This is a genomic window from Chelativorans intermedius, assembly GCF_025398255.1.
Taxonomy (GTDB): Bacteria; Pseudomonadota; Alphaproteobacteria; order Rhizobiales; family Rhizobiaceae; genus Chelativorans; species Chelativorans intermedius.
Genome location: NZ_JAODNW010000001.1, coordinates 54305 through 79331, shown reverse-complemented (window position 1 = coordinate 79331; position 25027 = coordinate 54305). Strand labels below are relative to the sequence as shown.

Annotated in this window: 21 protein-coding genes; 14 read left to right on the top strand and 7 right to left on the bottom strand. The window is 67.0% G+C overall.

Going from position 1 to position 25027, the window contains the following annotated elements:
• The first annotated feature begins 43 nt into the window (after positions 1-43).
• The 4 genes from NYR58_RS00430 to NYR58_RS00415 all read left to right on the top strand — a co-directional run bounded on the left by NYR58_RS00430 (position 44) and on the right by NYR58_RS00415 (position 5922).
• On the top strand, positions 44-3676 hold the full coding sequence (locus tag NYR58_RS00430) for a hydantoinase B/oxoprolinase family protein (protein ID WP_261518418.1): 3633 nt from the start codon (positions 44-46) through the stop codon (positions 3674-3676).
• Between the two features lie 68 nt (positions 3677-3744).
• A complete protein-coding gene (locus NYR58_RS00425; protein ID WP_261518417.1) occupies positions 3745-3882 on the top strand; it encodes a BrnA antitoxin family protein in 138 nt (45 codons plus the stop codon).
• Positions 3883-4006: 124 nt separating this feature from the next.
• Positions 4007-5251, top strand: coding sequence for a DUF3419 family protein (locus NYR58_RS00420; RefSeq protein WP_261518416.1), 1245 nt, complete (start codon positions 4007-4009; stop codon positions 5249-5251).
• Positions 5251-5922 carry a class I SAM-dependent methyltransferase gene (locus NYR58_RS00415; RefSeq protein ID WP_261518415.1) on the top strand — a complete coding sequence of 224 codons (672 nt, stop codon included), beginning with the start codon at positions 5251-5253 and terminating at the stop codon, positions 5920-5922. Before NYR58_RS00420 ends, NYR58_RS00415 begins: the two co-directional genes overlap by 1 nt.
• Before the next feature lie 9 nt (positions 5923-5931).
• On the opposite strand, the gene NYR58_RS00410 is transcribed toward NYR58_RS00415, so the two are convergent.
• Entirely contained in the window at positions 5932-7329 is a 1398-nt protein-coding gene (locus tag NYR58_RS00410; protein WP_261518414.1) for a serine hydrolase domain-containing protein, read from the bottom strand.
• A gap of 61 nt (positions 7330-7390) precedes the next feature.
• Between NYR58_RS00410 and NYR58_RS00405 the strand changes: the two genes are divergently transcribed.
• Both NYR58_RS00405 and NYR58_RS00400 read left to right on the top strand, forming a co-directional pair.
• Positions 7391-8179, top strand: a complete 789-nt coding sequence (locus NYR58_RS00405; RefSeq protein WP_261518413.1) for a glycoside hydrolase family 25 protein — start codon at positions 7391-7393, stop codon at positions 8177-8179.
• Between the two features lie 40 nt (positions 8180-8219).
• Positions 8220-9407, top strand: coding sequence for a lytic murein transglycosylase (locus NYR58_RS00400; protein WP_261518412.1), 1188 nt, complete (start codon positions 8220-8222; stop codon positions 9405-9407).
• Positions 9408-9771: 364 nt separating this feature from the next.
• Here the strand turns inward: NYR58_RS00400 and metF are convergent, their stop codons facing one another.
• Together metF and NYR58_RS00390 are read right to left on the bottom strand one after the other, a co-directional pair.
• Complete coding sequence (gene metF, locus NYR58_RS00395; RefSeq protein ID WP_261518411.1) at positions 9772-10692, bottom strand: methylenetetrahydrofolate reductase [NAD(P)H]; 921 nt, start codon at positions 10690-10692, stop codon at positions 9772-9774.
• Positions 10692-11711 (bottom strand): ArsR/SmtB family transcription factor, encoded by a 1020-nt coding sequence (locus NYR58_RS00390; protein ID WP_261518410.1) that lies wholly within the window; start codon positions 11709-11711, stop codon positions 10692-10694. The genes metF and NYR58_RS00390 overlap by 1 nt, the downstream gene beginning before the upstream one ends.
• A gap of 126 nt (positions 11712-11837) precedes the next feature.
• Here NYR58_RS00390 and NYR58_RS00385 point away from each other — a divergent pair, with 126 nt between their 5' ends.
• Positions 11838-12149 carry a DUF2293 domain-containing protein gene (locus NYR58_RS00385; protein WP_261518409.1) on the top strand — a complete coding sequence of 104 codons (312 nt, stop codon included), beginning with the start codon at positions 11838-11840 and terminating at the stop codon, positions 12147-12149.
• Positions 12150-12153: 4 nt separating this feature from the next.
• Here NYR58_RS00385 and NYR58_RS00380 read toward each other — a convergent pair whose 3' ends face one another.
• On the bottom strand, positions 12154-12729 hold the full coding sequence (locus NYR58_RS00380; protein WP_261518408.1) for an MOSC domain-containing protein: 576 nt from the start codon (positions 12727-12729) through the stop codon (positions 12154-12156).
• A 71-nt stretch (positions 12730-12800) separates the two neighbouring features.
• On the bottom strand, positions 12801-13940 hold the full coding sequence (locus tag NYR58_RS00375) for a beta-ketoacyl-ACP synthase III (RefSeq protein WP_261518824.1): 1140 nt from the start codon (positions 13938-13940) through the stop codon (positions 12801-12803).
• Positions 13941-14077: 137 nt separating this feature from the next.
• On the opposite strand from NYR58_RS00375, the gene NYR58_RS20550 reads away from it, so the two are divergent.
• Positions 14078-14278 carry a hypothetical protein gene (locus tag NYR58_RS20550; RefSeq protein WP_378074652.1) on the top strand — a complete coding sequence of 67 codons (201 nt, stop codon included), beginning with the start codon at positions 14078-14080 and terminating at the stop codon, positions 14276-14278.
• 2 nt (positions 14279-14280) lie between these two features.
• Here the strand turns inward: NYR58_RS20550 and ettA are convergent, their stop codons facing one another.
• On the bottom strand, positions 14281-15930 hold the full coding sequence (gene ettA, locus NYR58_RS00370; RefSeq protein WP_261518407.1) for an energy-dependent translational throttle protein EttA: 1650 nt from the start codon (positions 15928-15930) through the stop codon (positions 14281-14283).
• A gap of 165 nt (positions 15931-16095) precedes the next feature.
• Between ettA and NYR58_RS00365 the strand changes: the two genes are divergently transcribed.
• The 3 genes from NYR58_RS00365 (at position 16096) to NYR58_RS00355 (ending at position 19926) form a co-directional block, all read left to right on the top strand.
• Positions 16096-17025: an alpha/beta fold hydrolase gene (locus NYR58_RS00365; protein WP_261518406.1), complete on the top strand. Its 930-nt coding sequence runs from the start codon at positions 16096-16098 to the stop codon at positions 17023-17025.
• A 79-nt stretch (positions 17026-17104) separates the two neighbouring features.
• The gene (locus tag NYR58_RS00360; RefSeq protein ID WP_261518405.1) at positions 17105-18280 is read left to right on the top strand and encodes a CaiB/BaiF CoA transferase family protein; all 1176 of its coding nucleotides are present in this window, start codon (positions 17105-17107) and stop codon (positions 18278-18280) included.
• Positions 18277-19926, top strand: a complete 1650-nt coding sequence (locus NYR58_RS00355) for a thiamine pyrophosphate-binding protein (protein ID WP_261518404.1) — start codon at positions 18277-18279, stop codon at positions 19924-19926. The genes NYR58_RS00360 and NYR58_RS00355 overlap by 4 nt, the downstream gene beginning before the upstream one ends.
• Positions 19927-19976: 50 nt before the next feature.
• Here NYR58_RS00355 and NYR58_RS00350 read toward each other — a convergent pair whose 3' ends face one another.
• On the bottom strand, positions 19977-20591 hold the full coding sequence (locus NYR58_RS00350; RefSeq protein WP_261518403.1) for a TetR family transcriptional regulator C-terminal domain-containing protein: 615 nt from the start codon (positions 20589-20591) through the stop codon (positions 19977-19979).
• 218 nt (positions 20592-20809) lie between these two features.
• On the opposite strand from NYR58_RS00350, the gene NYR58_RS00345 reads away from it, so the two are divergent.
• From NYR58_RS00345 to hydA, 3 genes are read left to right on the top strand one after another with little or no spacing between them, the layout of a single operon-like run.
• The gene (locus tag NYR58_RS00345) at positions 20810-22138 is read left to right on the top strand and encodes an aspartate aminotransferase family protein (RefSeq protein WP_261518402.1); all 1329 of its coding nucleotides are present in this window, start codon (positions 20810-20812) and stop codon (positions 22136-22138) included.
• Positions 22139-22148: 10 nt separating this feature from the next.
• Entirely contained in the window at positions 22149-23399 is a 1251-nt protein-coding gene (locus NYR58_RS00340; RefSeq protein ID WP_261518401.1) for a Zn-dependent hydrolase, read from the top strand.
• 48 nt (positions 23400-23447) lie between these two features.
• Positions 23448-24899, top strand: coding sequence for a dihydropyrimidinase (gene hydA, locus NYR58_RS00335; protein ID WP_261518400.1), 1452 nt, complete (start codon positions 23448-23450; stop codon positions 24897-24899).
• Positions 24900-25027 lie beyond the last annotated feature (128 nt).

The following is a 25027-nucleotide window of genomic DNA, read 5'->3' as shown; positions in this document are numbered from 1 at the left end:
GCTTGCCTGCATTTCCAGCTCGGGGAACGAAAGGGAGGCGCGCATGACCACGGCCGGCAAGTGGGATTTCTGGATCGACCGCGGCGGCACCTTTACCGACGTGATCGGCCGCGACCCCGAAGGCCGGCTGCACCAGCGCAAGGTGCTTTCGGAAAACCCCGAAGCCTATCGCGACGCCGGCATCCAGGGCATTCGCGAGCTCCTGGGCGTGGCGCCGGGCGCGCCCATCCCCACGGCGCTCATCGGCGAGGTGAAGATGGGCACTACGGTGGCCACCAACGCGCTGCTGGAGCGCAAGGGGGACCGCGTTCTCCTGCTGATCACCCGGGGCTTTCGCGATGCGCTGAAGATCGCCTACCAGGCCCGTCCCGACATCTTCGCCAAGCAGATCGTGCTGCCGGAACAGCTCTACGAGCGGGTGATCGAGGTGCCCGAGCGCATGCGCGTCGACGGCACGGTGGAAACGCCGCTCGATCTCGACGCCGTGCGCGCACCGATGGAGGCGGCGCGCCGCGACGGCATCGAGGCGGTGGCCATCGTCTTCATGCATGCATGGAAGTTTCCCGAGCATGAGCGCCGGGCGGCCGCGCTTGCCCGGCAGCTCGGCTTCACCCAGATTTCGGCGAGCCATGAGACCTCGCCGCTCATCAAGCTGGTGGGGCGTGGCGACACCGCGGTGGTGGACGCCTATCTCTCGCCCATTCTCGCCCGCTATGTGCGTCTGGTGGCGGACGAGCTGGGCCTGGCGGAGGCCGGCGACGGCCCGCGGCTGAAGTTCATGATGTCTTCCGGCGGCCTCACCGCGGCGGAGAAATTCCAGGGCAAGGACGCCATCCTTTCCGGCCCCGCGGGCGGCGTGGTGGGCATGGTGGAGACCGCGAGGACCGCCGGCTTCGACCGCGTGATCGGCTTCGACATGGGAGGCACGTCCACCGATGTGGCCCACTATGACGGCGAGTATGAGCGCGCCTTTGACACGGAGGTGGCGGGCGTGCGCATCCGCGCCCCGATGATGCGCATTCACACGGTGGCCGCCGGCGGCGGCTCCATCCTGCATTACGAGGACAGGCGGCTGAAGGTGGGGCCCGACTCGGCCGGCGCCAATCCCGGCCCCGCCTGCTATCGGCGCGGCGGGCCGCTTGCCGTGACGGATGCCAATGTGATGCTGGGCAAGCTGCAGCCCGACTTCTTTCCCGCCATCTTCGGCCCCGGTGGTGACCAGCCGCTGGATGCTGAGACGGTGCGCCGGCGCTTTCAGGAGCTTGCCCGGCGCATCGGTGACGGGCGCAGCCCGGAGGCGGTGGCCGAGGGGTTCATCACCGTTGCGGTGGAGAACATGGCCAATGCGATCAAGAAGATTTCGGTGCAGCGCGGCTATGACGTCACCCGCTACCTGCTCAACTGCTTCGGCGGCGCGGGCGGCCAGCACGCCTGCCTCGTGGCCGATGCGCTGGGCATGGAGTCTGTGCTCATCCACCCGCTTTCGGGCCTCCTGTCGGCCTATGGCATCGGCCTTGCCACCGTCTCCGCCTCGCGCCAGAAGGCGCTCATCGAACCCTTGAGCGATGCCGCACTGCCGGAGATCGACGCGCTGGTGGAAGAATTGCGCGCCGAGGTGCTCCAGGAGCTGGGCGAACAGGGCATCGCGGCCACACAGACGGCCTGGCGGCTGCGCCTGGAGCTGCGCTACGAGGGCACCGACACGACCCTTTCCATCCCCTTCGACGCACGTTCCGTCGAAACGGCCAGGGAGGCATTCGAGGCCGCCCACAAGGCGCAGTTCGGCTTCATCTACGACGACAAGCCCATTGTCGTGGAGGCGGTCAATGTGGAAGGAGTGGACGACCGCCCGGCCGGCCCCGAAGAGCCCCGTTTCGACGTGAAGGAGGCAACCCCCGCCCCCCATGCCGTCCGCCGCATCTTCTGCGCCGGGGCGTGGCGGGAGGCCGGCATCTTCCGCCGCGCCGACCTCGCACCCGGCAGCCGGATGAAGGGCCCGGCGCTGATTGTCGAGGCCAACCAGACCATCGTGGTGGAGCCCGGCTGGCAGGCCGAAATCACGGCGCATGACCATGTGCTGATGCGCCGCGTGGAAAAGAAGCCGCGCCAGGCCGCCATCGGCACCGAGGCCGACCCGGTGATGCTGGAGGTCTTCAACAACCTCTTCATGTCGATCGCCGAGCAGATGGGGGTGACGCTGCAGAACACCGCCTATTCGGTGAACATCAAGGAGCGGCTGGACTTCTCCTGCGCCGTCTTCGACCGGGAGGGTCGGCTCGTCGCCAACGCTCCGCACATGCCGGTACATCTGGGCTCCATGGACCGCTCGGTGGAGACGATCATCCGCCTGAATGCGGGCGACATCCACCCCGGCGACGTCTTCGCGCTCAACGCACCCTACAATGGCGGCACCCATCTGCCCGACATCACCGTGGTGACGCCGGTGTTCGACGAGGAGGGGCGCGACATCCTCTTCTGGGTGGCCTCGCGCGGCCACCACGCCGATGTCGGCGGTACCGCCCCCGGCTCCATGACGCCGCTGGCCACCACGGTGGACGAGGAAGGCGTGCTGTTCGACAACTTCCGTCTGGTCGAGCGCGGGCGCTTCCGCGAGCGAGAGCTCCACGATCTTTTGACGAACCACCCCTACCCGGCGCGCAACCCGCACCAGAACATCGCCGACCTCAAGGCGCAGATCGCCGCCAACGAAAAGGGCGTGGCCGAGCTCAGAAAGATGGTGGCGAACTTCGGCCTCGACGTGGTGGAAGCCTACATGGGCCACGTGCAGGACAACGCCGCGGAGGCGGTGCGCCGCGTGCTGGAGCGCCTGCCCGACGTCAGCACGTGCGACTATCCCACCGACACCGGCCAGACGATCCGCGTGAAGATCACCGTGGACCGCGACAAGCGCGAGGCCACGGTGGACTTCACCGGCACCTCGAAGGTGGCGAAGAACAACTTCAATGCCCCCGAGCCCGTAACCCGCGCGGCCGTGCTCTATGCCTTCCGCGTCATGGTGGAGGGCGCCATTCCCATGAACGCCGGCTGCCTGAGGCCGATCCGCATCGTCATTCCCGAGGGATGCATGCTGCGCCCTGCCTACCCGGCGGCCGTGGTGGCGGGCAATGTCGAGACCTCCCAGCACGTCACCAACGCGCTGTTCGCCGCCATGGGCGCGCTGGCCAACGCGCAGGGCACGATGAACAACCTGACCTTCGGCAACGAGACCTACCAGTATTACGAGACCATCTGCTCGGGCTCGCCGGCCGGCCGCATGAACGACGGGCGCGGATTCGACGGCACGTCCGGCGTGCACACCCACATGACCAATTCGCGCCTCACCGACCCGGAGGTGCTGGAACTGCGCTTTCCCGTGCTCCTGGAGGATTTTCACATCCGCGCCGGCTCCGGCGGCAAGGGCCGCTGGAAGGCCGGCGACGGGACGCAGCGCACGCTGCGCTTTCTGGAGACCATGGAATGCGCCATCCTCTCCTCCCATCGCACGGTGCCGCCGCGCGGCATCGAGGGCGGCGGAGACGGCGAGGTGGGCCGCACCGAGGTGCGCCGCATGGACGGCCGCATCGAGCGGCTGAAAGCCTGCGACCAGACAGTGGTGGAGGCCGGCGAGGCGGTGATCGTCACCACCCCGACGGCGGGCGGCTTCGGCACGGCATAGGCCGGGGAGGAAGTTGGCCATTCGATGGCGGCAAACCGGGGGCAAGACGGGAGAACACCCGGCTCGTCATGCCCGGCAAGCGGAAGAAGCAACTGACCGTGCGCTTCGATTCCAACGTCATCGACTGGCTCGAGCCGCAGAGTGGTAAGGGCTATCAAAGCCGGATGAACGCTGTTCTGCGCGCCTATATGAAGGCCAGTCGATAGGCTGCGGCGCAGACATCGCGGGGTCTCCCCTTCTCCACAACCCCGTCACACAGTGTCACACAGCTTACAACGGCCTGTCATCGATCGCTGCTAGCTCCCTCGCAAGGCTTCAGGAGAGCTTTCAATGGCAGACCTTTCCGCCGATATTGCCCTTTCCTCCCGCCGCCGCATCGGCAGGGCCGTCTATCAGAACCGGCTGTTTTCGAGGGAGGGCCTGTCCGAGCGGCTGTTTGCGCTTCTCTTTTCCGGGCTCGTCTATCCGCAGATCTGGGAGGACCCGGAGGTGGACGTGGAGGCCATGGCTCTCGGGCCGGGGCACCGCGTCGTCACCATCGCCTCCGGGGGCTGCAATGTGCTGGCCTATCTGACGCGCACGCCGCAGCACATCGACGCGGTGGATCTCAACGCCGCGCATGTGGCGCTGAACCGGCTGAAGCTGGCGGCTGCCGTCGCGCTTCCAGGCTACAGCGACTTCCTGCGCTTCTTCGGCGGGCCGGGCGAGACGGCGAACGAAGCCGCCTATGACCGTTTCATCGCGCCCCGGCTCGACGCTGCGAGCCGCCGCTATTGGGAAGCGCGCACACTCTCGGGCCGCCGCCGCATTGCAGCCTTCGACCGCGATTTCTATCGCACCGGCCTCCTGGGTTTCTGCATTGCCATGGGCCACCGTCTGGCACGTCTTCACGGTGTCGACCCCGCGCAGATCATGCAGGCACAAAGCATGCGCGAGCAGCGCCGCTTCTTCGAGGAGCGGCTGAAGCCCCTGTTCGACAAGCCGCTTGTCCGCTGGGCCACGGCACGCAAGAGTTCACTCTTCGGCCTGGGCATTCCGCCGGCGCAGTACGACGCGCTCCTGGGCAACAGCCAGTCCATGGCCGAAGTACTGTCGGCACGGCTGGAGAAGCTCGCCTGCCATTTCCCGCTGAGGGACAACTATTTCGCCTGGGCGGCCTTTGCCCGCCGCTATCCGAAACCCGGCGAAGCGGCCCTGCCCGCCTATCTCCAGCGCGAGAACTTCGACACCATCCGCAGCCATGCGGACCGCGTGCGCGTTCACCACGCCAACTTTGTCGAACTGCTCGGTGCCAAACCCGCGGCCAGCGTCGACCGTTTCGTGCTGCTCGATGCACAGGACTGGATGAACGACCGGCAGCTCAACCATCTCTGGAGCGAGATAACCCGCACCGCAGCACCCGGCGCGCGCGTCATCTTCCGCACCGCCGCCCAGCCCACATTGCTGCCGGGGCGGCTTTCGCCGGCGCTTCTCGACCAGTGGCGCTACGAATTCGCCCGTTCGCGCGACCTTTCCGCCCGCGACCGCTCGGCCATCTATGGCGGCTTCCACCTCTATGTGAAGAAGGAGGGGTAATGGCCGTCACCGACAGCCCCGCCCATGCGCGGCTGATGGACGGCATCTACCGCCATCAGCGCCACATCTACGACATCACGCGGAAATTCTACCTGCTCGGCCGCGACAGGCTCATCGACGGGCTGGCGGTGCCGGAAGGCGGCACCGTGCTGGAGCTTGGCTGCGGCACGGGCCGCAACCTGGCGCTTGCCGCCCGCCGCTATCCCGATGCCGGCTTTTTCGGGCTCGACATCTCGCGCGCCATGCTGGAGACGGCGCACAAGCGCATGCACCGCGAGCGGCTGGGGGGCCGGGTGCGGCTGGCGGAGGCCGACGCCGCCGCCTTTGACGCCACGACGATTTTCGGCCGGCGGGATTTCGACCGTGTCTTCCTGTCCTATGCGCTGTCGATGATCCCGCCGTGGCAGGCCGCCATTGCCTCCGCACTCGACCATACGGCCCCCGGCGGCGCGCTGCACATCGTGGATTTCGGGCGCCAGGAGCGGCTGCCCGGCTGGTTTCGTGCGGCGCTCCGGCGCTGGCTTGCCGCCTTTCACGTCGCGCCACGTGATTCTCTGCGTGAAGTTCTTGAATCGGAATGCGAGAAGCGCGGCGCAAGACTCTCGTTCGACTCGCCTTTTCGCGGCTATGCCATCCACGCCGTCATCACACTGCCGGACAGTCCCCGGTAGGGTCCTGCCCTATTCCTCCTGTCGATCCAGCGCCCCGACAACCGCTTCCACCAGAGCCTGCGGCTTGTAACCCAGCCGCGTCGGGGTGAGCCCCATACGCAGCACCACAAGCCGGCGCGAAGGGATGACGGTGATCGTCTGCCCGTCATGTCCGATCATCCAATAGGCATCCGCCGGCAATGTGAAGCCCGCGTCCTGATGCTGCCAGGGCGGCGTGGTGACACGCGGGCCATGGAACCACAGGCTGCGGCCATACTCGCCGCCGGAAGCCCGTGTGGGGGTGCGCATCCACTCCACCCAGCCCGGCGGCAGGATGCGCTGGCCCTCCCAGACGCCATCCTGCAGCAGAAGCAGGCCGAAGCGTGCCCAATCACGCGCCGAGGCATAGAGATAGGACGAGCCGACGAACGTGCCGCGCGCATCGGTTTCCAGAACGGCCGTGTCCATCCCCAGCGGGCCGAACAGCGCCCGGCGGGGCCAGGCAAGCGCCTGTCGCTCGTCGGCAAAGGCGTTCTGCCATACCCGCGAGAGGATCACGCTCGTGCCGCTGGAATAGGCGAAATGCTCGCCCGGAGGGTGGATCAGCGGTCTGCCGGCGGCGAAGGCGGCCATGTCCGGTTCGAGATAGAGCATGCGGGTCACATCGCTGACACCGCCGTAGCTTTCGTTGAAGGCGAGCCCGCTTTCCATGCCGAGAAGATGGGCAACGGTGATGCGCGCCCGCTCGTCGCCGGCCCACTCGGCGAGCAGATCGGCATCGTCCACCGAAAGCCGGTCCGCTCCGACCAGCGTGCCGACGATGGCGGCGGTGACAGTCTTCGTCATGGACCAGCCGAGGAGCGGCCGGTCATGGGCCATCACGCCCGCGCCGAAGCGTTCGCCCACGATGCGCCCGTCCTGGACGACGATGACGGCGCGCATTCCGGGACCGGTGAGCGCGGCATCGTCGAGCACCGCGGCAAGCCGCTGGTGGTCGGAGACGTCGATGCGCGTGCCTTCGGGCCACAGATCGGTGCTGCCGTGTGCCGTCGGCATGCCGATCGCCGGTCCGCGCGCCGCGGCGACATCGCCATCGGGCACGGCGGCACAGCCGGTGCCGCCGCGAAAGACGGCAAGCCCGTCGCCGAACACGCCCAGCAGCCCCGTGCGCACGAGTGCGGCCTGCGGCTCCACCTTCACGCGCATCAGCCGCAAAAGCGGATGCCCCGGCGCCTGCACATCCTCGCTCAGCACGGCCGCCGGATCGCGATCGGCCAGATAGACATTGGAGCAGACGATCTTCGCCGCATAGTTGGCGCCGACGCGGATGAGCCCCGGCGGCAGCAGCCACAGCCACAAGGCCGCCGCCGCCGCAAGCAGCACGAGAAGACCGGCCGGCCATTTGAGGATGGAAAGAGCGCTTCGCATGGCTTATCCCCGAGACTGCGACCCAAGATAGCGATTCGCCGCCGGGGAGACCTCCTTAAAGATGCGCCTGTTGACGATTCTGCTGCTCATCGTCCTGACGGCCTGTGCGCGGGTAAGCTACGATCATTTTGCAGACATGGCTTCCCCGGTGCCAGCATCCGGCGGATTGCGCTTCGCCGACAACGACCCCCACGAATGGACGGACCGTCCGCCCTGGGCCTATCCGGTCCACGGCACCGACGTCTCCAAATATCAGGGCGAGGTGGACTGGCGGCGCGTGGCGGGTAGCGGCATTTCCTTCGCCTTCATCAAGGCCACGGAGGGCGGAGACCTCGTGGACGAGACCTTCGCGCGCAACTGGCGCGAGGCTCGTGCCGCCGGCATTCCGCGGGGAGCCTATCACTTCTTCTACTTCTGTCGTCCAGCCATCGAGCAGGCGCGCTGGTTCATCCGCCATGTGCCGCGCGAGAAGGACGCCCTGCCGCCGGTGCTGGACATGGAGTGGAACTCGCACTCGCCCACCTGCAGGCGGCGCCCGCCGCCGCAGGAGGTGCGGCGCGAAATGCAAATCTTCCTCGACGCCGTGGAACGGCACTACGGCAGGCGGCCGATCATCTATACCTCCGTCGACTTCTTCGACGACAACGGGCTGGAACGCTTTGCCGATTATCCCTTCTGGCTGCGCTCCGTGGCCGGCCATCCCGATGACACATATGCCGATCATCCTTGGGTGTTCTGGCAGTACACGGGAACGGGGGTTGTGCCGGGGATCGAGGGCGACGCGGACATCAACGCCTTTCACGGAAGCATCCGCGCCTGGCGCGCCTGGCTTGCCGCCAATGCCGCGTGAACGGGCATCCCGCAACCCGCGAACGGAGAGAAGGAAAGACATGCGACCGCGACTGAAGGCTGCGCCGCTTCTGGCGATTCTCGCCGCCATCACCCTGCCCACCGCCGCAAGCGCCCAGCAATGCGGCGGAGACTTCGCCGCCTGGCGCGCCGGGGTGGAGGCACAGGCCGTCGCCGAGGGCGTGGGGCCCGCAGGGCGCGCCGCCCTTGCCCGCGCAAGGGTGGACGAACGGGTGCTCAGGCGCGACCGCGCGCAGGCGGTCTTCACCCAGACCTTCCGCGAGTTCGCCGGGCGCATGATCAATGAATATCGTCTGGTGAACGGGCGGAGGAACCTGGAGAAATATGCGCGCACCTTTGCCGAGGCGCAAAGCCGGTTCGGCGTGCCTGGGCCGGTGATTGCCTCCTTCTGGGCGCTGGAGACGGATTTCGGCGCAGTGCAGGGCGATTTCTCGACGCTCGATGCGCTCACCACCCTGGCCCACGACTGCCGCCGGCCCGAGATCTTCCGCCCCGAGCTCATCGCGCTGCTGAAGCTTATCGACCGCGGCGCCGTGCCGGCCGACGTGACCGGCGCGTGGGCCGGCGAGATCGGCCAGCTTCAGATGCTGCCGAGCGACTATCTGGAAAAGGGCGTGGATGGCGACGGCGATGGCCGTGTGGACCTGAAGGGAAGCGCGCCCGATGCCATCCTGACCGCCGCACATGCCATCGCAGCCCTGGGCTGGAAGGCCGGCCAGCCCTGGCTTGATGAGGTGCGCGTGCCGGCAGCCATGCCCTGGGAGCTGGCAGGGCTGGAGAACCGCCTGCCGCGCAGCGAGTGGGCGCGCCTCGGCGTGACGGCCCGCGACGGCAGCCCCCTGCCCGCCGACGCGCTGCCGGCCCGTCTGGTCCTGCCCATGGGGCACAAGGGCCCCGCATTCCTGGCCTATGACAATTTCGACATCTATCTGGAATGGAACCAGTCGCTGGTCTACACGCTGACTGCGGCCCATCTGGCGGCCCGCTTCGCCGGCGCGCCGCCCTTCGATCCGCGCAGCCCGGAACCGGGTCTTGCCCCGGAGGTGATGAAGCAGCTTCAAGGGAAACTGGCCGCGCGGGGCCACGATGTCGGCGGCATAGACGGCATCCTTGGCGCCATGACCCGCGAGGCGGTGCGCAAGGAGCAGATGCGCCTCGGCCTGCCGGCGGATGGCTGGCCCACGGCAAGCCTGTTCTCCAGGCTGTGAAGGCTGTCAGGCACGCCCCGGACGGCAGGTGTTAATACAACGTGAACGGGACCGTTTGCACTGAAAATTCAACCGCGAAGCAATGCCGGCAGCAGGATTTTGCACAGCGCTGCTGCGCCGCAGCATAGAAAGCGCTTGGCAAGATGGCGTGAAATCGTAGAATCCGGCCATCAGTCTGCAGAGGAGGCTTTGCTTATGGGACTGACGCGACCACTCAGTGCGCTCGTGATTTGTGCGGCCTTTGCCTTTATTGCCGCGGCCATCATGGGGGTCCTTCCCTAAGCAGCGAAACAACAAAAGACGGGAAAAAGCTGAAAAGATTACGGAAAGGCCGGGCGCAAGCCCGGCCTTTCCCTATGCAGGGTCAGGCCGCTGCCGGTTGCCGGCCGGCCTGCTCCACAGCCGGGCGGATGCCGATCAGATGGCAGATGGCGAAGGCCAGGTCGGCGCGGTTCATCGTGTAGAAGTGGAAGTCCTCCACCCCGCGCTCGATCAGGTCGAGCACCTGCTCGGCCGCCACGGCCGCTGCCACGAGCTGGTGCGTTGCGGCATCGTGTTCGAGCCCCTGGAAGCGCTCGGCGAGCCAGGCCGGCACATGCGCCCCGCACTGGCCGGCGAAGCGCTGCATCTGCGTGAAGTTGTGCACCGGCAGAATGCCCGGCACGATGGGGATGTAGATGCCGGCGCGGCGCGCCCGTTCCACATAACGCTCATAAACGTCGTTGTCGAAGAAGAACTGGGTGATGGCGCGGGTGGCGCCATTGTCCACCTTGCGCTTCAGCATCTCGATGTCGGTGGCGAAATCCGGGCTTTCGGGGTGCTTTTCGGGATAGGCGGAGACCGAGATGTCGAAATCGCCCTGGCGGGCGAGCGCCGCCACCAGCTCCGCCCCGTTGGCATAGCCGCGCGGATGCGGGCGATAGGCCGCGCCCACGCCTTCGGCGGGGTCGCCCCTCAATGCCACGAAGCGGCGCACGCCCATGGCGGCGAAGTCGCGGATGACGGCATCGACCGATTCGCGGTCGGCATCCACGCAGGTCAGATGCGCAGCCGGCGTCAGCGCCGTCTCCTCCAGGATGCGACGCACGGTGCGCGCCGTGCGCTCGCGCGTCGAACCGCCCGCCCCATAGGTGACGGAAACGAAATCCGGTCTGAGTGGCGCAAGCCGCTCCACCGTCTCCCAAAGGCGGCGCTCCATCTCCTCCGTCTTGGGCGGGAAGAACTCGAAGGAGACGCGGATCTTTCCGCCCTGCTCCGGGCGCCGCGAAAACCGGTATCTGGACATCAAGCAATCTCCTCGCCTGCCGGGGTTGCATCGGACTCTTCGGCCATCAGGATGCGCCCGTCGCGCGCCAGCCACAGCTTTACGGTCAGCCCATCGGCCGCCTCGCCGCGCGGGGCGAAGGCGCGCGCCTCCTCCAGCGCCAGCCCGGCCTCGCCCAGCCATTCGGCGATCTGCCGGTCGGCGAAGCCCAGACGCAGATGCGCATGCTCCTCGCGCAGGAACTCGTGACCATGCGGTGCGAAATCGACGATCACCAGCCGCCCGCCAGGGCGAAGCAGGCGCGCCGCCTCGCGGATGGCGAGCGCGGGATCCTCCAGATAATGCAGCACCTGATGAATGGTGACGAGATCGTGGGCGTCGCGCTCCACCGGCGGCGCATAGATGTCGCCGAGCCGCACCTGGGCATGGGCGATGCCGGCACGTTCCAGATTGGCGCGCGCCACCGCCAGCATCTCGCGCGAGCGGTCAATCCCCACGCCGCGCCGGTAGAGCGGCGCGAAAAGCTCCAGAAGCCGCCCGGTGCCGGTGCCCAGATCGACCATGGACTGAAAGGGCCGGTCGCCCACCAGCCCCGCAAGCCCCGCCTCGACGGCGGCGTCGGGCACGTGCAGCGAGCGAATCTGGTCCCAGCTTGCCGCGTTTCTGGCGAAATATTCGGCCGCCCGCTCCTGCCGGCGCCGCTTGATGGCCTCCAGCCGCTCCAGATCGCGGTCCGTCACCGGGCCGGTGCGGTCGATGCGCGCCACCACGCCATCGACGAACTCGCGCGCGGCATCTGCCTCCGACAGGCGGAAGAAGGCCCAGGAGCCCTCCTGATAGCGCACGATCAGCCCGGCATCGAGCAACAGCTTGAGATGCCGCGAGACACGCGGCTGCGACTGGCCGAGGATTTCCGTCAGGTCGGAGACGGTGAGGTCGGCATGGGACAGAAGCACCAGAATGCGCAGCCGGCTGGGCTCGGCCGCCGCCTTGAGGATGTCCACCATGACATCGAGCCGGATGGTCGGGCGTGTCAGCATGTGCGTCTCCAGAAAAAAGATATAAAGATATGTTTATGTGAAATTCGAGACCTTGGCAAGCCATCCCTCTTGTGAAACCCTGTGTCCCGTGGTGGAACGGGCGCAGGCCGATGCCCGGAGGGAACCATGAGGGTCTCGACTGCCCGCCAGCGTGCGGTGAACAAGGCGCTGAGGGCGCTGCTGCCGCACGCTCCCTATGCCGATACGGAGACGATCCGGGCGCTTGCGGACGACCGCAAGCTGCGCGGGCTGCCGGCCTCGGTGGCCGTTTGGCTGGCCACCGTCACCCATGTGCGCCACGAGCACAGCGACTATGACGCGCTGCTGGCCGAGGGCTACGACCGCGACGCGGCGCGTTTCTTCGTGGTCGACCAGATCAACGATGTGCTGACGCGCTGGCGCGCCACACGCCTGCTCGACCCCGAGGAGGACGATTGAAGCTTCAGGCCCGGTAGATCCACTGTTCGGGAATGCGCACGGACAGCGCTTCGCCCGCCGCGATCCGCCCCGGCTTCTCCACCCATGCCACCACGCCGCGCAACCTGCAGGCGACTTTCGGGAAAAGCAGCGCCCCAGCCTCGACATCCGCCATGCCGGCATTCTCTGCCACGGCGCGCCCGGCAATGCGGCATGGCCCGTTCTGGGCGTCCACCTTCAGCGTCACGCCGCCCGCGAAGAAGAGGAGCGTGCCCGCCGGCAGCATGGAAAGGCGTGGCACGCCCTCGACAAGAAGATTGGCGCCGATCCACTCCGGCCGGATTTCCCCGATCTCCATATGCCGGGCGATCTCGGCCAGCTCGTCCGGCGCGACGATGGAAAGCTGGCGCGCGTTGCGTATTTCGGTTCCGCGCGCATACCACGGCTCGCGCCCGCCCGAGCGCCGCGTCAAGCCGGCATGACGATCGCCTTCGATGCCCTCGAAACCGAGGGCAAGCGACGGAACGGCGCGTGTCTGGAAGTCCTCGCCCGTTGCGGTGAACGTGCCGGCAACGCGCCCGGAAAGCTTTGCCGCCGGCACGATCTCGGCTGCAATGTCTGCGGAATGGGACAGATCGTGAATGGCGCTTCCCTCCTGCCGCCCGCGGCGGCCTACATCATCCGAAGCAACGCGCCGCCGATGGAATATCCCGCGCCGAAGGCGCACAGGAGCCCGAAATCGCCGGCCTGCATGTCCTTGTGGTTTTCCGCGAGCGCCACGATGGCGCCGGCCGCAGCCGTGTTGCCGAGCCGCTCCAGCACGGTGGGGGCGCGGTCGTGCCCCACCTCCTTGCCGAAGGCGAGCTTCAGGATCATGGCGTTCATGCGGGCATTGGCCTGGTGCAGCCAGAAGCGGCGGATGGTGCGCGGCGTGTGGCCGTGCTCGGCCAGGAAATCGACGATGAACTGATGGCCGGCGACCGTCACCTCCTTGAAGACCTTGTTGCCCTGCTGCTTGATCATCTTGTCTTCCATGTCGAGCATGGAGGGGTCGTCCTGCGCGAGGCGGGCAAGAAAGCCGAAATTGGTGCGAATGTTGTTGGAAAAGCGGGTCCAGGTGCGCGTGTCGACCACTTCGAAGCGGCCCGGCCTTTCCTCGCCCTTGCCCATGCCCTCCAGGAGAACGGCCACCGAGGCATCGCCAAAGATGAAGTGGGTCTGCCGGTCGCGAAAGTTCAACAGCCCGGTGATGAGCTCCGGCGTCACCACCAGCACCCGCCGGTGAGCGCCAGCGCGGATCAGGTTTGCCGCCACATGCAGGCCCGCAAGCGCCGAGGAGCAGCCGAGCCCCATGTCGAAGGCGGCTCCGCTCGTGCCCAGCGCCTGCTGGATCTCGATGCCGAGCGCCGGATAGGGCCGCTGATGGTGGGCGGCCGAGCAGATGACCAGGTCGACGTCCTGCGCCTCGCACCCCGCATCGGCAAGCGCCTTCTGCGCCGCCTTGAGGCCGAACTCGGCCATCACCGACAGCTCGTCGTCGCCGCGGGCGGGAATGCGCGGCGCCATGCGGTCGGGGTCGAGAATGCCCTCGCGCTCATAGACGTGGCGGCGGCGGATGCCCGAAGCATGGACGATGAAATCCGCATCCGAGCGCGGCAGCGGCGCCTCGCCGCGCGCCGCGCGCGCCGCGTTCTCCTTTTCCACCCAGCTGTTGTAGGAAGCCACCAGCTCCTCGTTGGAGATGGAGTCTGCCGGGATCTCGACGCCGATCCCGCCAATCGCCACCCGGCTGAAGACCTCCGGTGCGGCCATGATGGAGAAATCGGTCGCCTCGCGCTCGCTTGTCCGCCTTAGCATGGGTGTCCGCCTGCCCTCTTGCGTTGTGCCATCCCGCGCGGAGCCGACGAACCGGCTGCCCCCGCTTCCTTTCCTCCCACCCCACCGATACTATGATTGCCCCTGCAAGGGAATGCGAATGCGGCATATTTCTGACACTCGGGCGCGACATCTGCCGCCTTGAAGAAGAGCTGGCACCCCTCTACCCACGAGATTGCTTCGTGAGGGGAAAAATTCGCCAGAAATTGCAGAAACTCCGCGAACTCGATCTTCTGGAGTCCGCGGAGCCCGGGCCTTATCGGCCTGCCGTTTGAGATTACCGCGTCAGCGGCTTGTACGTCACCCGCTTCGGATTGACGCTCTCGGGGCCGAGGCGGCGCATCTTGTCGGCTTCGTATTCCTCGAAATTGCCCTCGAACCATTCCACATGGCTGTCGCCCTCGAAGGCCAGGATGTGGGTGGCCAGCCGGTCGAGGAACATGCGGTCGTGGGAGATGATGACCGCGCAGCCGGCGAAATTCTCCAGCGCGTCCTCGAGCGCTGCCAGCGTCTCGGTGTCGAGGTCGTTGGTCGGCTCGTCGAGCAGGAGAACGTTGCCGCCCTCCTTGAGCAGCTTGGCCATGTGCACGCGGTTTCTCTGGCCGCCCGACAGCGTGCCCACCTTCTGCTGCTGGTCGCCGCCCTTGAAGTTGAAGGCCGCGCAATAGGCCCGCGAGTTCACCTCGTGCTTGCCCAGCCTGATGATGTCGTTGCCGCCGGAAATCTCCTCCCACACGGTCTTGTCGGGATCGAGCGCGTCGCGACTCTGGTCGACATAGCCGAGCCTGACCGTCTCGCCCACACGGATCTCGCCGCTGTCCGGCTTTTCCTGGCCGGTGATCATGCGGAACAGCGTGGTCTTGCCGGCGCCGTTGGGACCGATGACGCCGACGATGCCGCCCGGCGGCAGCTTGAAGGAGAGATTGTCGATGAGCAGCCGGTCGCCATAGCCCTTGGTGAGGCCCTCCACCTCGATGACCACATTGCCCAGCCGCTCGCCCGAGGGAATGATGATCTGCGCCTCGCCCGGCCGGCGCTGGGCGGCTGCCTGCACCAGCTCGTCATAGGCGCGGATGCGCGCCTTGGACTTCGCCTGGCGTGCCTTGGGGCTGGCGGCAATCCACTCGCGCTCGCGGGCCAGCGCCTTCTGCCGCGCCGCCTCCTCGCGCCCCTCCTGCTCCAGCCGCTTGGCCTTCTTCTCCAGATAGGCCGTGTAGTTGCCTTCGTAGGGGATGCCGCGGCCGCGGTCGAGCTCCAGAATCCAGCCCGTCACATTGTCGAGGAAATAGCGGTCGTGGGTGACGATGAGAACGGCGCCGGGATATTCGCGCAGATGCTTCTCCAGCCAGGCCGTGGTCTCGGCGTCGAGATGGTTGGTCGGTTCGTCGAGGAGCAGAAGATCCGGCTGGCGCAGCAGGAGCTGGCAGAGCGCGACCCGGCGTTTCTCGCCGCCCGAGAGCATGGTGACGTCGGCATCGCCCGGCGGGCAGCGCAGCGCCTCCATCGCCATTTCCACCTGGGAATCGAGATCCCACAGGTTCTGGCTGTCGATCTGATCCTGCAGCCTGGCCGCCTCCTCCGCCGTCTCGTCGGAGTAGTTCATCATCAGCTCGTTGTAGCGGTCGAGGATCGCCTTCTTCGCCGCCACGCCCTGCATGACGTTGCCCATCACGTCGAGTGCGGGATCGAGCTGCGGCTCCTGCGGCAGGTATCCGCAGGTGGCACCGTCGGCAAGCCACGCCTCACCCGTGAACTCCTTGTCGAGGCCGGCCATGATGCGCAGCACGGTGGACTTGCCGGCGCCGTTGGGCCCCAGAATGCCGATCTTGGCATCGGGGTAGAAGGACAGGTGAATGTTGTCGAGAACCTTCTTGGAACCGTAGGCCTTGCTGAGCCCGGCCATGTGGTAGATGAATTGGCGTGCCATGGGGCGGGTATGCTCCGTGGGTCAGGGTGATGGGAACGCGGCGAAAAGAAAGCGGTGAAGCGGGCCGACCCCGGTCCGACGACGAGATTTCACCACGCGCTGTTCGCCGCTCCCCGTTGGCTGATTTCGCCGCGTATGTAGGCCAAACGAGGTCAGGGAGCAACGGTGGGCTGGCAGACGGAAACCACGCTCGAGACGCCCACCGGGGCGGCGCTGCGGCTTTATGTCCATGCGCCGCAGGGCCGGCCGCGGGCCATCGTGCAGATCAACCACGGCCTCGCCGAACACGCCGGGCGCTATGGGCGCTTTGCGCGGCTGCTGGCCGACTGCGGCCTTGCCGCCTATGCGCATGACCACCGCGGCCACGGGCACACCAGGGCGCCGGGGGCGCCCATGGGCTCCTTCGGGCCCGAACCGGCAGCAGAGAACGTGCTGGCCGACGTGCTGGCCGTGCACGACCGCATCGCCGCGGACCATCCGGGCCTGCCCGTCATCCTGTTCGGCCACTCCCTGGGCGCCATCATCGCGCTTGCCTTCCTGCGGCGCCATGCGGGTCGGCTCCGCGCCGCCGCATTGTGGAACGCGCCCCTTGCAAGCCCGCTGGCGGCGCGCGCCGCCAGGGCCGTGCTCGGCTGGGAACGGTTGCGGCTCGGCTCCGACGTACCCTCGCGGCTGATGCCGCGCCTGACGTTCCGCGCCTGGGCGAGCGCCATTCCCGACGCCGCGACACCCTTCGACTGGCTGTCGCGCGATGCCGCGGAGGTCGCAGCCTATATCGCCGATCCGCTGTGCGGCCGGGATGCCACGGTGGCGATGTGGCGCGCCGTTTTCGATCTCAACCTGCTGGCTGTCGGAGGCAGCCTTGCAGCCACAGTGCGAAGGGACCTGCCGATCCAGCTTGTGGGCGGCGGAGGCGATCCCTCGACGAAAGGCGGCGCAACCATGCGGCGCCTGGCAGCCCGCCTTGCGCGCGAGGGCTTTTCGAATCTGCAAACAAGGATTTACGGCGAAACCCGCCACGAATCTCTCAACGAGTTGAATCGGAATCTCATCATGGAGGATTTCTGCGCCTGGGCCAAAGGCGCGGCCGGCTGAGGATCAAGGCGCGGCGCTGGCGGTGGGCCGGGGCATCTGCTAGTCACATCGCGAAGGAGACGCTGCGAGAAAGGCAGAAATGGCCGAACCCCCGCTCAAGGGCATTCGTGTGGTGGAGCTGGCGCGCATTCTGGCAGGCCCGTGGGCGGGCCAGGTGCTGGCCGATCTGGGCGCCGACGTCATCAAGGTGGAAAATCCGCAAGGCGGCGACGACACGCGCGGCTGGGGCCCGCCCTTCGTGACGGCCGGGGACGGCGAGAACCTTTCGGCCGCCTATTTCCACGCCTGCAACCGGGGCAAGCGCTCCATCGCGCTCGACTTCCGGCAGGAGCGCGATCGCGCGGCGCTTCTGAAGCTCATCGCCACGGCGGATGTGCTCATCGAGAACTTCAAGCTCGGGGGGCTGAGGAAATACGGCCTCGATTACGACAGCGTGAAGGCGCTCAACCCGCGCCTCGTCTATTGCTCCATCACCGGCTTCGGCCAGCACGGCCCCTATGCGGCGCGCGCCGGCTACGACTTCATCATTCAGGGCATGTCGGGCCTGATGTCCATCACCGGGCCGGCGGAGGGCGAGCCACAGAAGGTGGGCGTAGCCGTTTCCGACATCTTTACCGGGCTTTACGCCGTCATCGCCATCCAGGCCGCCCTGCGCCACGCGGAACGGACCGGCCAGGGCCAGCTCATCGACATGGCCCTCTACGACGCGCAGATCGCCGTGCTCGCCAACCAGAACATGAACTATCTCGTCTCCGGCCAGGCGCCGCGGCGCATGGGCAACGCCCATCCCAACATTGCGCCCTACGAGGTGTTCGAGGTGGCCGATGGCCACGTGATCCTTGCCGTGGGCAATGACGGGCAGTTTGCCCGGCTGTGCGCCGTGCTGGGGCACGAGGCGCTGGCGGGCGAGCCGCGCTTTGCCACCAACGCCGCGCGCGTTGCCAATCGCGAGGCGCTGCGCGCCGCCATCGCGCCCAGGCTGAAGGCGTTTGCGCGCGACGCGCTGCTTGAGAGGCTGGAGGCGGCGGGCGTGCCGGCAAGCCCCATCAACACCATTGCCGAGATGTTTGCCGACCCGCAGACCGAGGCTCGCGGGATGCGCCTCGACCTTGAGGACGGGCGCGGCAACCGGCTGCCCTCCGTGCGCTCGCCCATGCTGATGTCGCTGACGCCGCCTGCCTATGGGCGGCCAAGCCCGAGGCTCGGCGAGCACACCGAGGAGATCCTGCGCGAAGTGGAGGAGGAAAACCCATGAAGACCGGCGGCCAGCTCGTCGTCGAGGCGCTGGAGGCCAATGGCGTCGACCGCCTGTATTGCGTGCCGGGCGAAAGCTACCTGGCGGTGCTCGACGCACTCCACGATTCGCCAATCCGCACCATCGTCTGCCGCCAGGAAGGGGGCGCGGCCATGATGGCCGACTGCCACGGAAGGCTGACGGGCAGGCCCGGCATATGCTTCGTCACCCGCGGCCCCGGCGCCACCAACGCAGCAGCCGGCGTGCACATCGCCGCCCAGGACTCCAACCCCATGATCCTCTTCATCGGCCAGGTGGGACGCACGGCGCGCGCACGCGAAGCGTTTCAGGAGATGGATTACGGCGCCTTCTATGGCGGGCTGGCCAAGTGGGTGGTGGAGATCGACGATGCCGCACGCATTCCAGAGCTCGTCACCCGCGCCTTCGCGGTGGCCACCGCAGGCCGGCCGGGGCCGGTGGTCGTCTCGCTGCCGGAGGACATGCTCACCGGGATGGCGCAGGCCCCGGCCGCCCTGCCGGCGACGCCGGTGGAAACCCGACCCGGCGAGGAGGAGATGGAGCGCCTGTTGGCCCTTCTGGGCCGGGCGCGACACCCCTTCGTCATCCTAGGCGGCACGCAGTGGGACGCCGCCGCGGTGCACGCCTTCCAGGAGGCGGCGGCACGCTGGGCGCTGCCTGTCGGCTGTTCCTTCCGCCGCCAGATGCTGTTCGACCACCTGCACCCCTGCTATGCCGGCGACATCGGCATCGGCCCCAATCCGCGCCTGGCAGAGGCGATCCGGGCGGCCGATCTCGTCCTGCTGGTCGGCGGTCGCTTTGGAGAAATCCCTTCTTCCGACTACACACTTCTGAAAAGCCCCTATCCCGCGCAGGCGCTGGTGCATGTTCACCCCGACCCGCAGGAGCTCGGCCGCGTCTACCGCCCCATCCTCGCCATCAACGCCACGCCGCGCGCCTTCGCTGCCGCCTTTGCCCGGCGGGCCCCCGCCGGCACGCCGCCCTGGGCGGGCGAAACGGAGCGCCTGCACGCCGCCTATCTGGCGTGGTCCACGCCGCCCGACAGCGGGCCGGGCGCGGTGAAGATGGGGCCCATCATGGCGTGGCTGGACGAGAACCTGCCCGAAGACGCAATCCTGACCAATGGCGCCGGCAACTACGCCACCTGGGTGCACCGCTTCCGCCGCTTCCGCCGCTTCGCCACCCAGGGCGCGCCCACCTCCGGCTCCATGGGCTATGGCGTGCCCGCCGCGGTGGCCGCCAAGGATCTCTTCCCCGAGCGCGCGGTGATCGCCTTTGCCGGCGATGGCTGCTTCCTCATGAACGGCCAGGAATTCGCCACCGCCGTGCAATACGGCCTGCCCATCATCGTGGTGGTCGTCAACAACGGCACCTACGGCACCATCCGCATGCACCAGGAACGCGCCTATCCCGGCCGCGTGTCGGGCACCGATCTCGTGAATCCCGACTTCGCCGCGCTCGCGCGCGCCCATGGCGGGCATGGGGAGACGGTGGAGAAGACGGAGGATTTCGCGGGGGCCTTCGAGCGCGCAAGGCAGAGCGGCAGACCGGCGATCATCGAGGTGAAGCTGGACAAGGAAGCGATCACACCGGCGAAGACGCTGACGGAGATACGGCAGGGGCGGTAGGATTTGAATCACCAACTTCTGCCAACTCGATAGAGACGGGCTCACACCCCTCACCCCAAGAACAGCCCCTCCAGAAACCGCGCCGCGTCCTCGAACCTGCCCTCTCCCCCCTTGTCCGGCCCGAGCACGGCGCGCACCTGCACGTCGAAATCGGCATAGTGCTGGGTGGTCGCCCAGATGGCGAAGATGAAGTGGTGGGGGTCGGCCTTCTTCAGCTTTCCCTGGCGCATCCATTCGCGGATGATCCCGGCCTTCTCGTCCACCAGTTCCTTCAGCTCGCCTTCGAGCAGCGGCAGGATGCGCGGCGCGCCCTGCAGGATCTCGTTGGCGAACAGGCGGCTTTCGCGCGGGAAGTCGCGCGCCATCTCGATCTTGCGGCGGATGTAGCTGCGGATCTCGGTCTGCGGGTCGCCCGCCGCGTCCATCTCGCGCAGCGGCGCAAGCCACGCCTCCATCAGCCGGTCGATGAGAGTGACGAAGATCGCCTCCTTGCCCTTGAAGTAATAGAGCAGGTTGGGCTTCGACATGCCGGCAGCCTCGGCGATCTGGTCTATGGTCGAGCCGCGGAAGCCGTGCTGCGAGAAGACTTCCAGCGCCGCCTCCAGAATGAGCTCGCGCTTTTCGCGCTGGATGCGCGTGCGCTTGCGCCCCGCCGGCTTATCCATGGTTGGCTTCCCGCATCGCTGCCCTGGCTCCCTCGCCGCCGTCTGGCCCAGCTTCTCGGCGCCGCTGGCGCGCGCCCGGGCCGTTCAAAATCCCTACAATGGTCTTGACCGCCCGTGAGGCGGTGCTAACGTTTGTCCAAACGGTCAAAAATTTGCGTATCATACCTTCGCCCAGAATACCAAGCTTGACCGGGACAGGGGAACATAGCGGAGGCTTCATGTCGAACCGGCTCAACGTAAAGCCGAACGATCTCAGCGCGTTCTGGATGCCGTTTACGGCGAACCGACAGTTCAAGCAGGCGCCACGCATGCTGGTGGCGGCCAAGGACATGCACTATACGGCCGATGACGGGCGCCGCATTCTGGACGGCACCGCAGGGCTGTGGTGCGTGAATGCCGGCCATTGCCGGCCGAGGATCACCGAGGCGATCCAGAAGCAGGTGGCCGAGCTGGACTATGCGCCGGCCTTCCAGATGGGCCATCCCATCGTCTTCGAGTTTGCCAACCGGCTGGTGGACATGGCGCCCGCCGGCCTGGAGCATGTCTTCTTCACCAATTCCGGCTCCGAGTCCGTGGAGACGGCGCTCAAGATCGCGCTCGCCTACCACCGGGCCAGGGGCGATGGAGCGCGCTTCCGCCTGATCGGGCGCGAACGCGGCTATCACGGGGTGAACTTCGGCGGCATCTCGGTTGGCGGCATCGTCGCCAACCGCAAGATGTTCGGCACGCTTTTGACCGGCGTCGACCATCTGCCTCACACCCACTTGCCGGGCAGAAACGCCTTCACCCGCGGAGAACCCGAGCACGGGGCAGAGCTGGCCGACGAGCTGGAGCGCATCGTGGCGCTGCACGACGCCTCCACCGTCGCCGCGGTGATCGTGGAGCCCGTGGCCGGCTCCACGGGCGTTCTCATCCCGCCAAAGGGATATCTCAAGCGGCTGCGCGAGATCTGCGACAAGCACGGCATCCTGCTCATCTTCGACGAGGTCATCACCGGCTTCGGCCGGCTGGGCGCCCCCTTTGCCGCCGACTATTTCGACGTGGTGCCCGACATCATGACAACGGCCAAGGGCGTCACCAACGGCGTCATCCCGATGGGCGCCGTTCTGGTGAAGAAGGAGATCCACGACGCTTTCATGAACGGCCCGGAGCACCTGATCGAGTTCTTCCACGGCTACACCTATTCCGGCAATCCGATCGCCTCGGCCGCCGGCCTTGCGACGCTGGAGACCTACAAGGAGGAAGGGCTTCTGACTCGCGGCGCGGAACTCGCCCCCTATTGGGAGGAGGCGCTGCATTCGCTGAAGGACGCGCCCCACGTCATCGACATCCGCAACATCGGCCTTGTCGGCGCCATCGAGCTCGAACCGATTGCCGGCCAGCCGACCAGGCGCGCCTTCTCCGCCTTCCTCAAGGCCTTCGAGAAGGGCGTGCTCATCCGCACCACCGGCGACATCATTGCGCTTTCTCCGCCGCTCATCGTGGAGAAGAGCCACATCGACATGATCGTCGATTGCCTGAAGGGTGTGCTCGACGAAATCGAATAGGGGGACAAAGATGGCCGCACCGGGCGAGAATCTGAGGATCAACGCCGACCGGCTGTGGGAGGTGATCCACGAGATGGCGAAGATCGGCCCCGGCGTCGCCGGCGGCAACAACCGCCAGACCCTGACCGACGAGGACGGCGAGGGCCGGCATCTGTTCAAGCGCTGGTGCGAGGAGGCGGGCATGAGCGTGGCCGTCGACCAGATGGGCACCATGTTCGCGATGCGTCCAGGCACGGATCCCGATGCGCTTCCCGTCTATGTCGGCTCGCACCTCGACACACAGCCGACGGGCGGGCGCTATGACGGCGTGCTCGGCGTGCTGTCCGGGCTGGAGATCGTGAGAACGCTCAACGACCTGGGGATCAGGACGAAGCACCCCATCGTCGTGACCAACTGGACCAACGAGGAAGGCACCCGCTTTGCCCCGGCCATGCTGGCCTCCGGCGTGTTCGCCGGCGTGCACGAGCTCGAATGGGCCTATGACCGCCGCGACAAGGAGGGAAAGCGCTTCGGCGACGAGCTGCAGCGCATCGGCTGGAAGGGCGACGAGCCGGTGGGCGGCCGTAAGATGAAGGCCTTCTTCGAGCTGCACATCGAGCAGGGTCCGATCCTGGAGGACGAGGGCATCGACATCGGCGTCGTCACCCACGGCCAGGGCCTGAAGTGGCTGCAGGTGACAATCACCGGCAAGGAAAGCCACACCGGCTCCACCCCCATGCCCAAGCGCCGCAACGCCGGCCTCGGCATGGCGCGCGTGATGGAGCTGGTCCACGAGGTGGCGATGGACTACCAGCCCAATGCCGTGGGCGCCATCGGCCATGTGGAGATCCACCCCAACTCGCGCAACATCATTCCCGGCAAGGCGGTCTTCACCATCGACATCCGCTCGCCCGACAAGAAGACGCTGGACACGATGGACGCGCGCATCCGCGAGGGCATTGCGACCATCTGCGAGGCGATGGATATTTCCCACGAGGTGGAGCAGGTGGGCCATTTCGACCCCGTCACCTTTGATGAGGGCTGCGTGAACGCCATCCGGCGCGCTGCCGAGCGGCTGGGCTATTCCCACCGCGACATCGTCTCCGGCGCGGGCCACGATGCCTGCTGGATCAACCGCGTGGCGCCCACTGCCATGGTCATGTGTCCCTGCGTGGACGGCCTCTCGCACAACGAGGCGGAGGAAATCTCCAAGGAATGGGCGCAGGCCGGTGCCGATGTGCTCTTCCACGCGGTGGTCGAGACGGCGGAAATCGTTGAATGAAGTAACACGCTCGATTCGAACTGCGGACAAACAATAAGGGGAACCCAAATGTCCAAGGTCATCAAGAACGGAACAATCGTCACCGCCGACCGTACCTGGAAGGCGGATGTGCTGATCAAGCACGACAAGATCGTCGCCATCGGTCCCGACCTGCACGCCGACCATGAGATCGACGCCACCGGCTGCTATGTGATGCCGGGCGGCATCGACCCGCACACGCATCTCGAAATGCCCTTCATGGGCACCTATTCCTCCGACGACTTCGAGAGCGGCACACGCGCGGCGGTGGCCGGCGGCACCACCATGGTGGTGGATTTCTGCCTGCCCTCGCCCGGCCAGTCGCTTCTCGAAGCCATCTCCATGTGGGACAACAAGTCGACGCGCGCCACCTGCGATTTCTCCTTCCACATGGCCATCACCTGGTGGAGCGAGCAGGTCTTCAACGAGATGGCGGAGGTGGTGGACCGCGGCATCACCTCCTTCAAGCATTTCATGGCCTACAAGGGCGCGCTGATGGTGGACGACGACGAGATGTATGCGTCGTTCAAGCGCTGCGCGGAGCTGGGCGCCCTGCCGCTGGTGCATGCCGAGAACGGCGACGTGGTGGCCCAGCTGCAGGCCAAGCTTCTGGCCGAAGGCAACACCGGGCCGGAGGCGCACGCCTATTCCCGCCCGCCGGAAGTGGAGGGCGAGGCCACCAATCGCGCCATCATGATCGCCGACATGGTGGGCGCGCCGCTCTATGTGGTGCACACCTCCTGCGAGCAGGCGCACGAGGCGATCCGCCGTGCAAGGCAGAAGGGCATGCGCGTCTATGGCGAGCCGCTGATCCAGCACCTGGTGCTGGATGAAAGCGAATATGCCAATCCCGACTGGGACCATGCCGCGCGCCGTGTCATGAGCCCGCCCTTCCGCAACAAGCTGCATCAGGATTCGCTGTGGGCGGGCCTGCAGGCTGGTTCGCTGCAGGTGGTGGCGACCGACCATTGCGCCTTCACCACCGAGCAGAAGCGCTTCGGGGTGGGCGACTTCACCAAGATTCCCAATGGCACAGGCGGCCTGGAAGACCGCATGCCGCTGCTTTGGACCTTCGGCGTCAACACCGGCCGGCTGACGATGAACGAGTTTGTCGCCGTCACCTCCACCAACATCGCCAAGATCCTGAACATGTATCCCCGGAAGGGCGCCATCGTGGACGGCGCCGATGCCGACATCGTGGTGTGGGACCCGAACGCCGAAAAGACCATCAGCGCCGAGACCCAGCAATCGGCCATCGACTACAACGTCTTCGAGGGCTTCCATGTGAAGGGTCTGCCGCGCTGGGTGCTCTCGCGCGGGGAAATCGTGGTCGAGGACGGCACGGTCAAGCCGAGACCCGGCCATGGCGAGTTTGTCCCGCGCGAGCCGCACGCGCCGGTCAACCGCGCGCTGTCGAAGTGGAAGGAGGTCACCGCTCCGCGCAAGGTGGAGCGCAGCGGCATTCCCGCAAGCGGGGTATGATAAGCGCAGGCGTGTCTCCCTCCCCCTTGAGGGGAGGGGTTCGGGGTGGGGGTACTGTCGTGATGCCTACTGTCGTTAGAAAGGAAGCCATCGAGCGCTTGCGCCACCTCCGCCGGAATGCGCGAGCG

What these genes read in the sequence shown, in the direction of transcription:
- NYR58_RS00360 (WP_261518405.1), top strand. Translation starts at nt 17,105, where the DNA reads ATGGCCGAACCCCCGCTCAAGGGCATTCGTGTGGTGGAGCTGGCGCGC.
- ettA (WP_261518407.1), bottom strand. Translation starts at nt 15,930, where the DNA reads ATGGCACGCCAATTCATCTACCACATGGCCGGGCTCAGCAAGGCCTAC.
- NYR58_RS00385 (WP_261518409.1), top strand. Translation starts at nt 11,838, where the DNA reads ATGAGGGTCTCGACTGCCCGCCAGCGTGCGGTGAACAAGGCGCTGAGG.
- NYR58_RS00340 (WP_261518401.1), top strand. Translation starts at nt 22,149, where the DNA reads ATGGCCGCACCGGGCGAGAATCTGAGGATCAACGCCGACCGGCTGTGG.
- metF (WP_261518411.1), bottom strand. Translation starts at nt 10,692, where the DNA reads ATGTCCAGATACCGGTTTTCGCGGCGCCCGGAGCAGGGCGGAAAGATC.
- NYR58_RS00400 (WP_261518412.1), top strand. Translation starts at nt 8,220, where the DNA reads ATGCGACCGCGACTGAAGGCTGCGCCGCTTCTGGCGATTCTCGCCGCC.
- NYR58_RS00425 (WP_261518417.1), top strand. Translation starts at nt 3,745, where the DNA reads ATGCCCGGCAAGCGGAAGAAGCAACTGACCGTGCGCTTCGATTCCAAC.
- NYR58_RS00410 (WP_261518414.1), bottom strand. Translation starts at nt 7,329, where the DNA reads ATGCGAAGCGCTCTTTCCATCCTCAAATGGCCGGCCGGTCTTCTCGTG.
- NYR58_RS00420 (WP_261518416.1), top strand. Translation starts at nt 4,007, where the DNA reads ATGGCAGACCTTTCCGCCGATATTGCCCTTTCCTCCCGCCGCCGCATC.
- NYR58_RS00350 (WP_261518403.1), bottom strand. Translation starts at nt 20,591, where the DNA reads ATGGATAAGCCGGCGGGGCGCAAGCGCACGCGCATCCAGCGCGAAAAG.
- NYR58_RS00430 (WP_261518418.1), top strand. Translation starts at nt 44, where the DNA reads ATGACCACGGCCGGCAAGTGGGATTTCTGGATCGACCGCGGCGGCACC.
- NYR58_RS20550 (WP_378074652.1), top strand. Translation starts at nt 14,078, where the DNA reads ATGATTGCCCCTGCAAGGGAATGCGAATGCGGCATATTTCTGACACTC.
- NYR58_RS00415 (WP_261518415.1), top strand. Translation starts at nt 5,251, where the DNA reads ATGGCCGTCACCGACAGCCCCGCCCATGCGCGGCTGATGGACGGCATC.
- NYR58_RS00355 (WP_261518404.1), top strand. Translation starts at nt 18,277, where the DNA reads ATGAAGACCGGCGGCCAGCTCGTCGTCGAGGCGCTGGAGGCCAATGGC.
- hydA (WP_261518400.1), top strand. Translation starts at nt 23,448, where the DNA reads ATGTCCAAGGTCATCAAGAACGGAACAATCGTCACCGCCGACCGTACC.
- NYR58_RS00375 (WP_261518824.1), bottom strand. Translation starts at nt 13,940, where the DNA reads ATGGCCGCACCGGAGGTCTTCAGCCGGGTGGCGATTGGCGGGATCGGC.
- NYR58_RS00405 (WP_261518413.1), top strand. Translation starts at nt 7,391, where the DNA reads ATGCGCCTGTTGACGATTCTGCTGCTCATCGTCCTGACGGCCTGTGCG.
- NYR58_RS00345 (WP_261518402.1), top strand. Translation starts at nt 20,810, where the DNA reads ATGTCGAACCGGCTCAACGTAAAGCCGAACGATCTCAGCGCGTTCTGG.
- NYR58_RS00390 (WP_261518410.1), bottom strand. Translation starts at nt 11,711, where the DNA reads ATGCTGACACGCCCGACCATCCGGCTCGATGTCATGGTGGACATCCTC.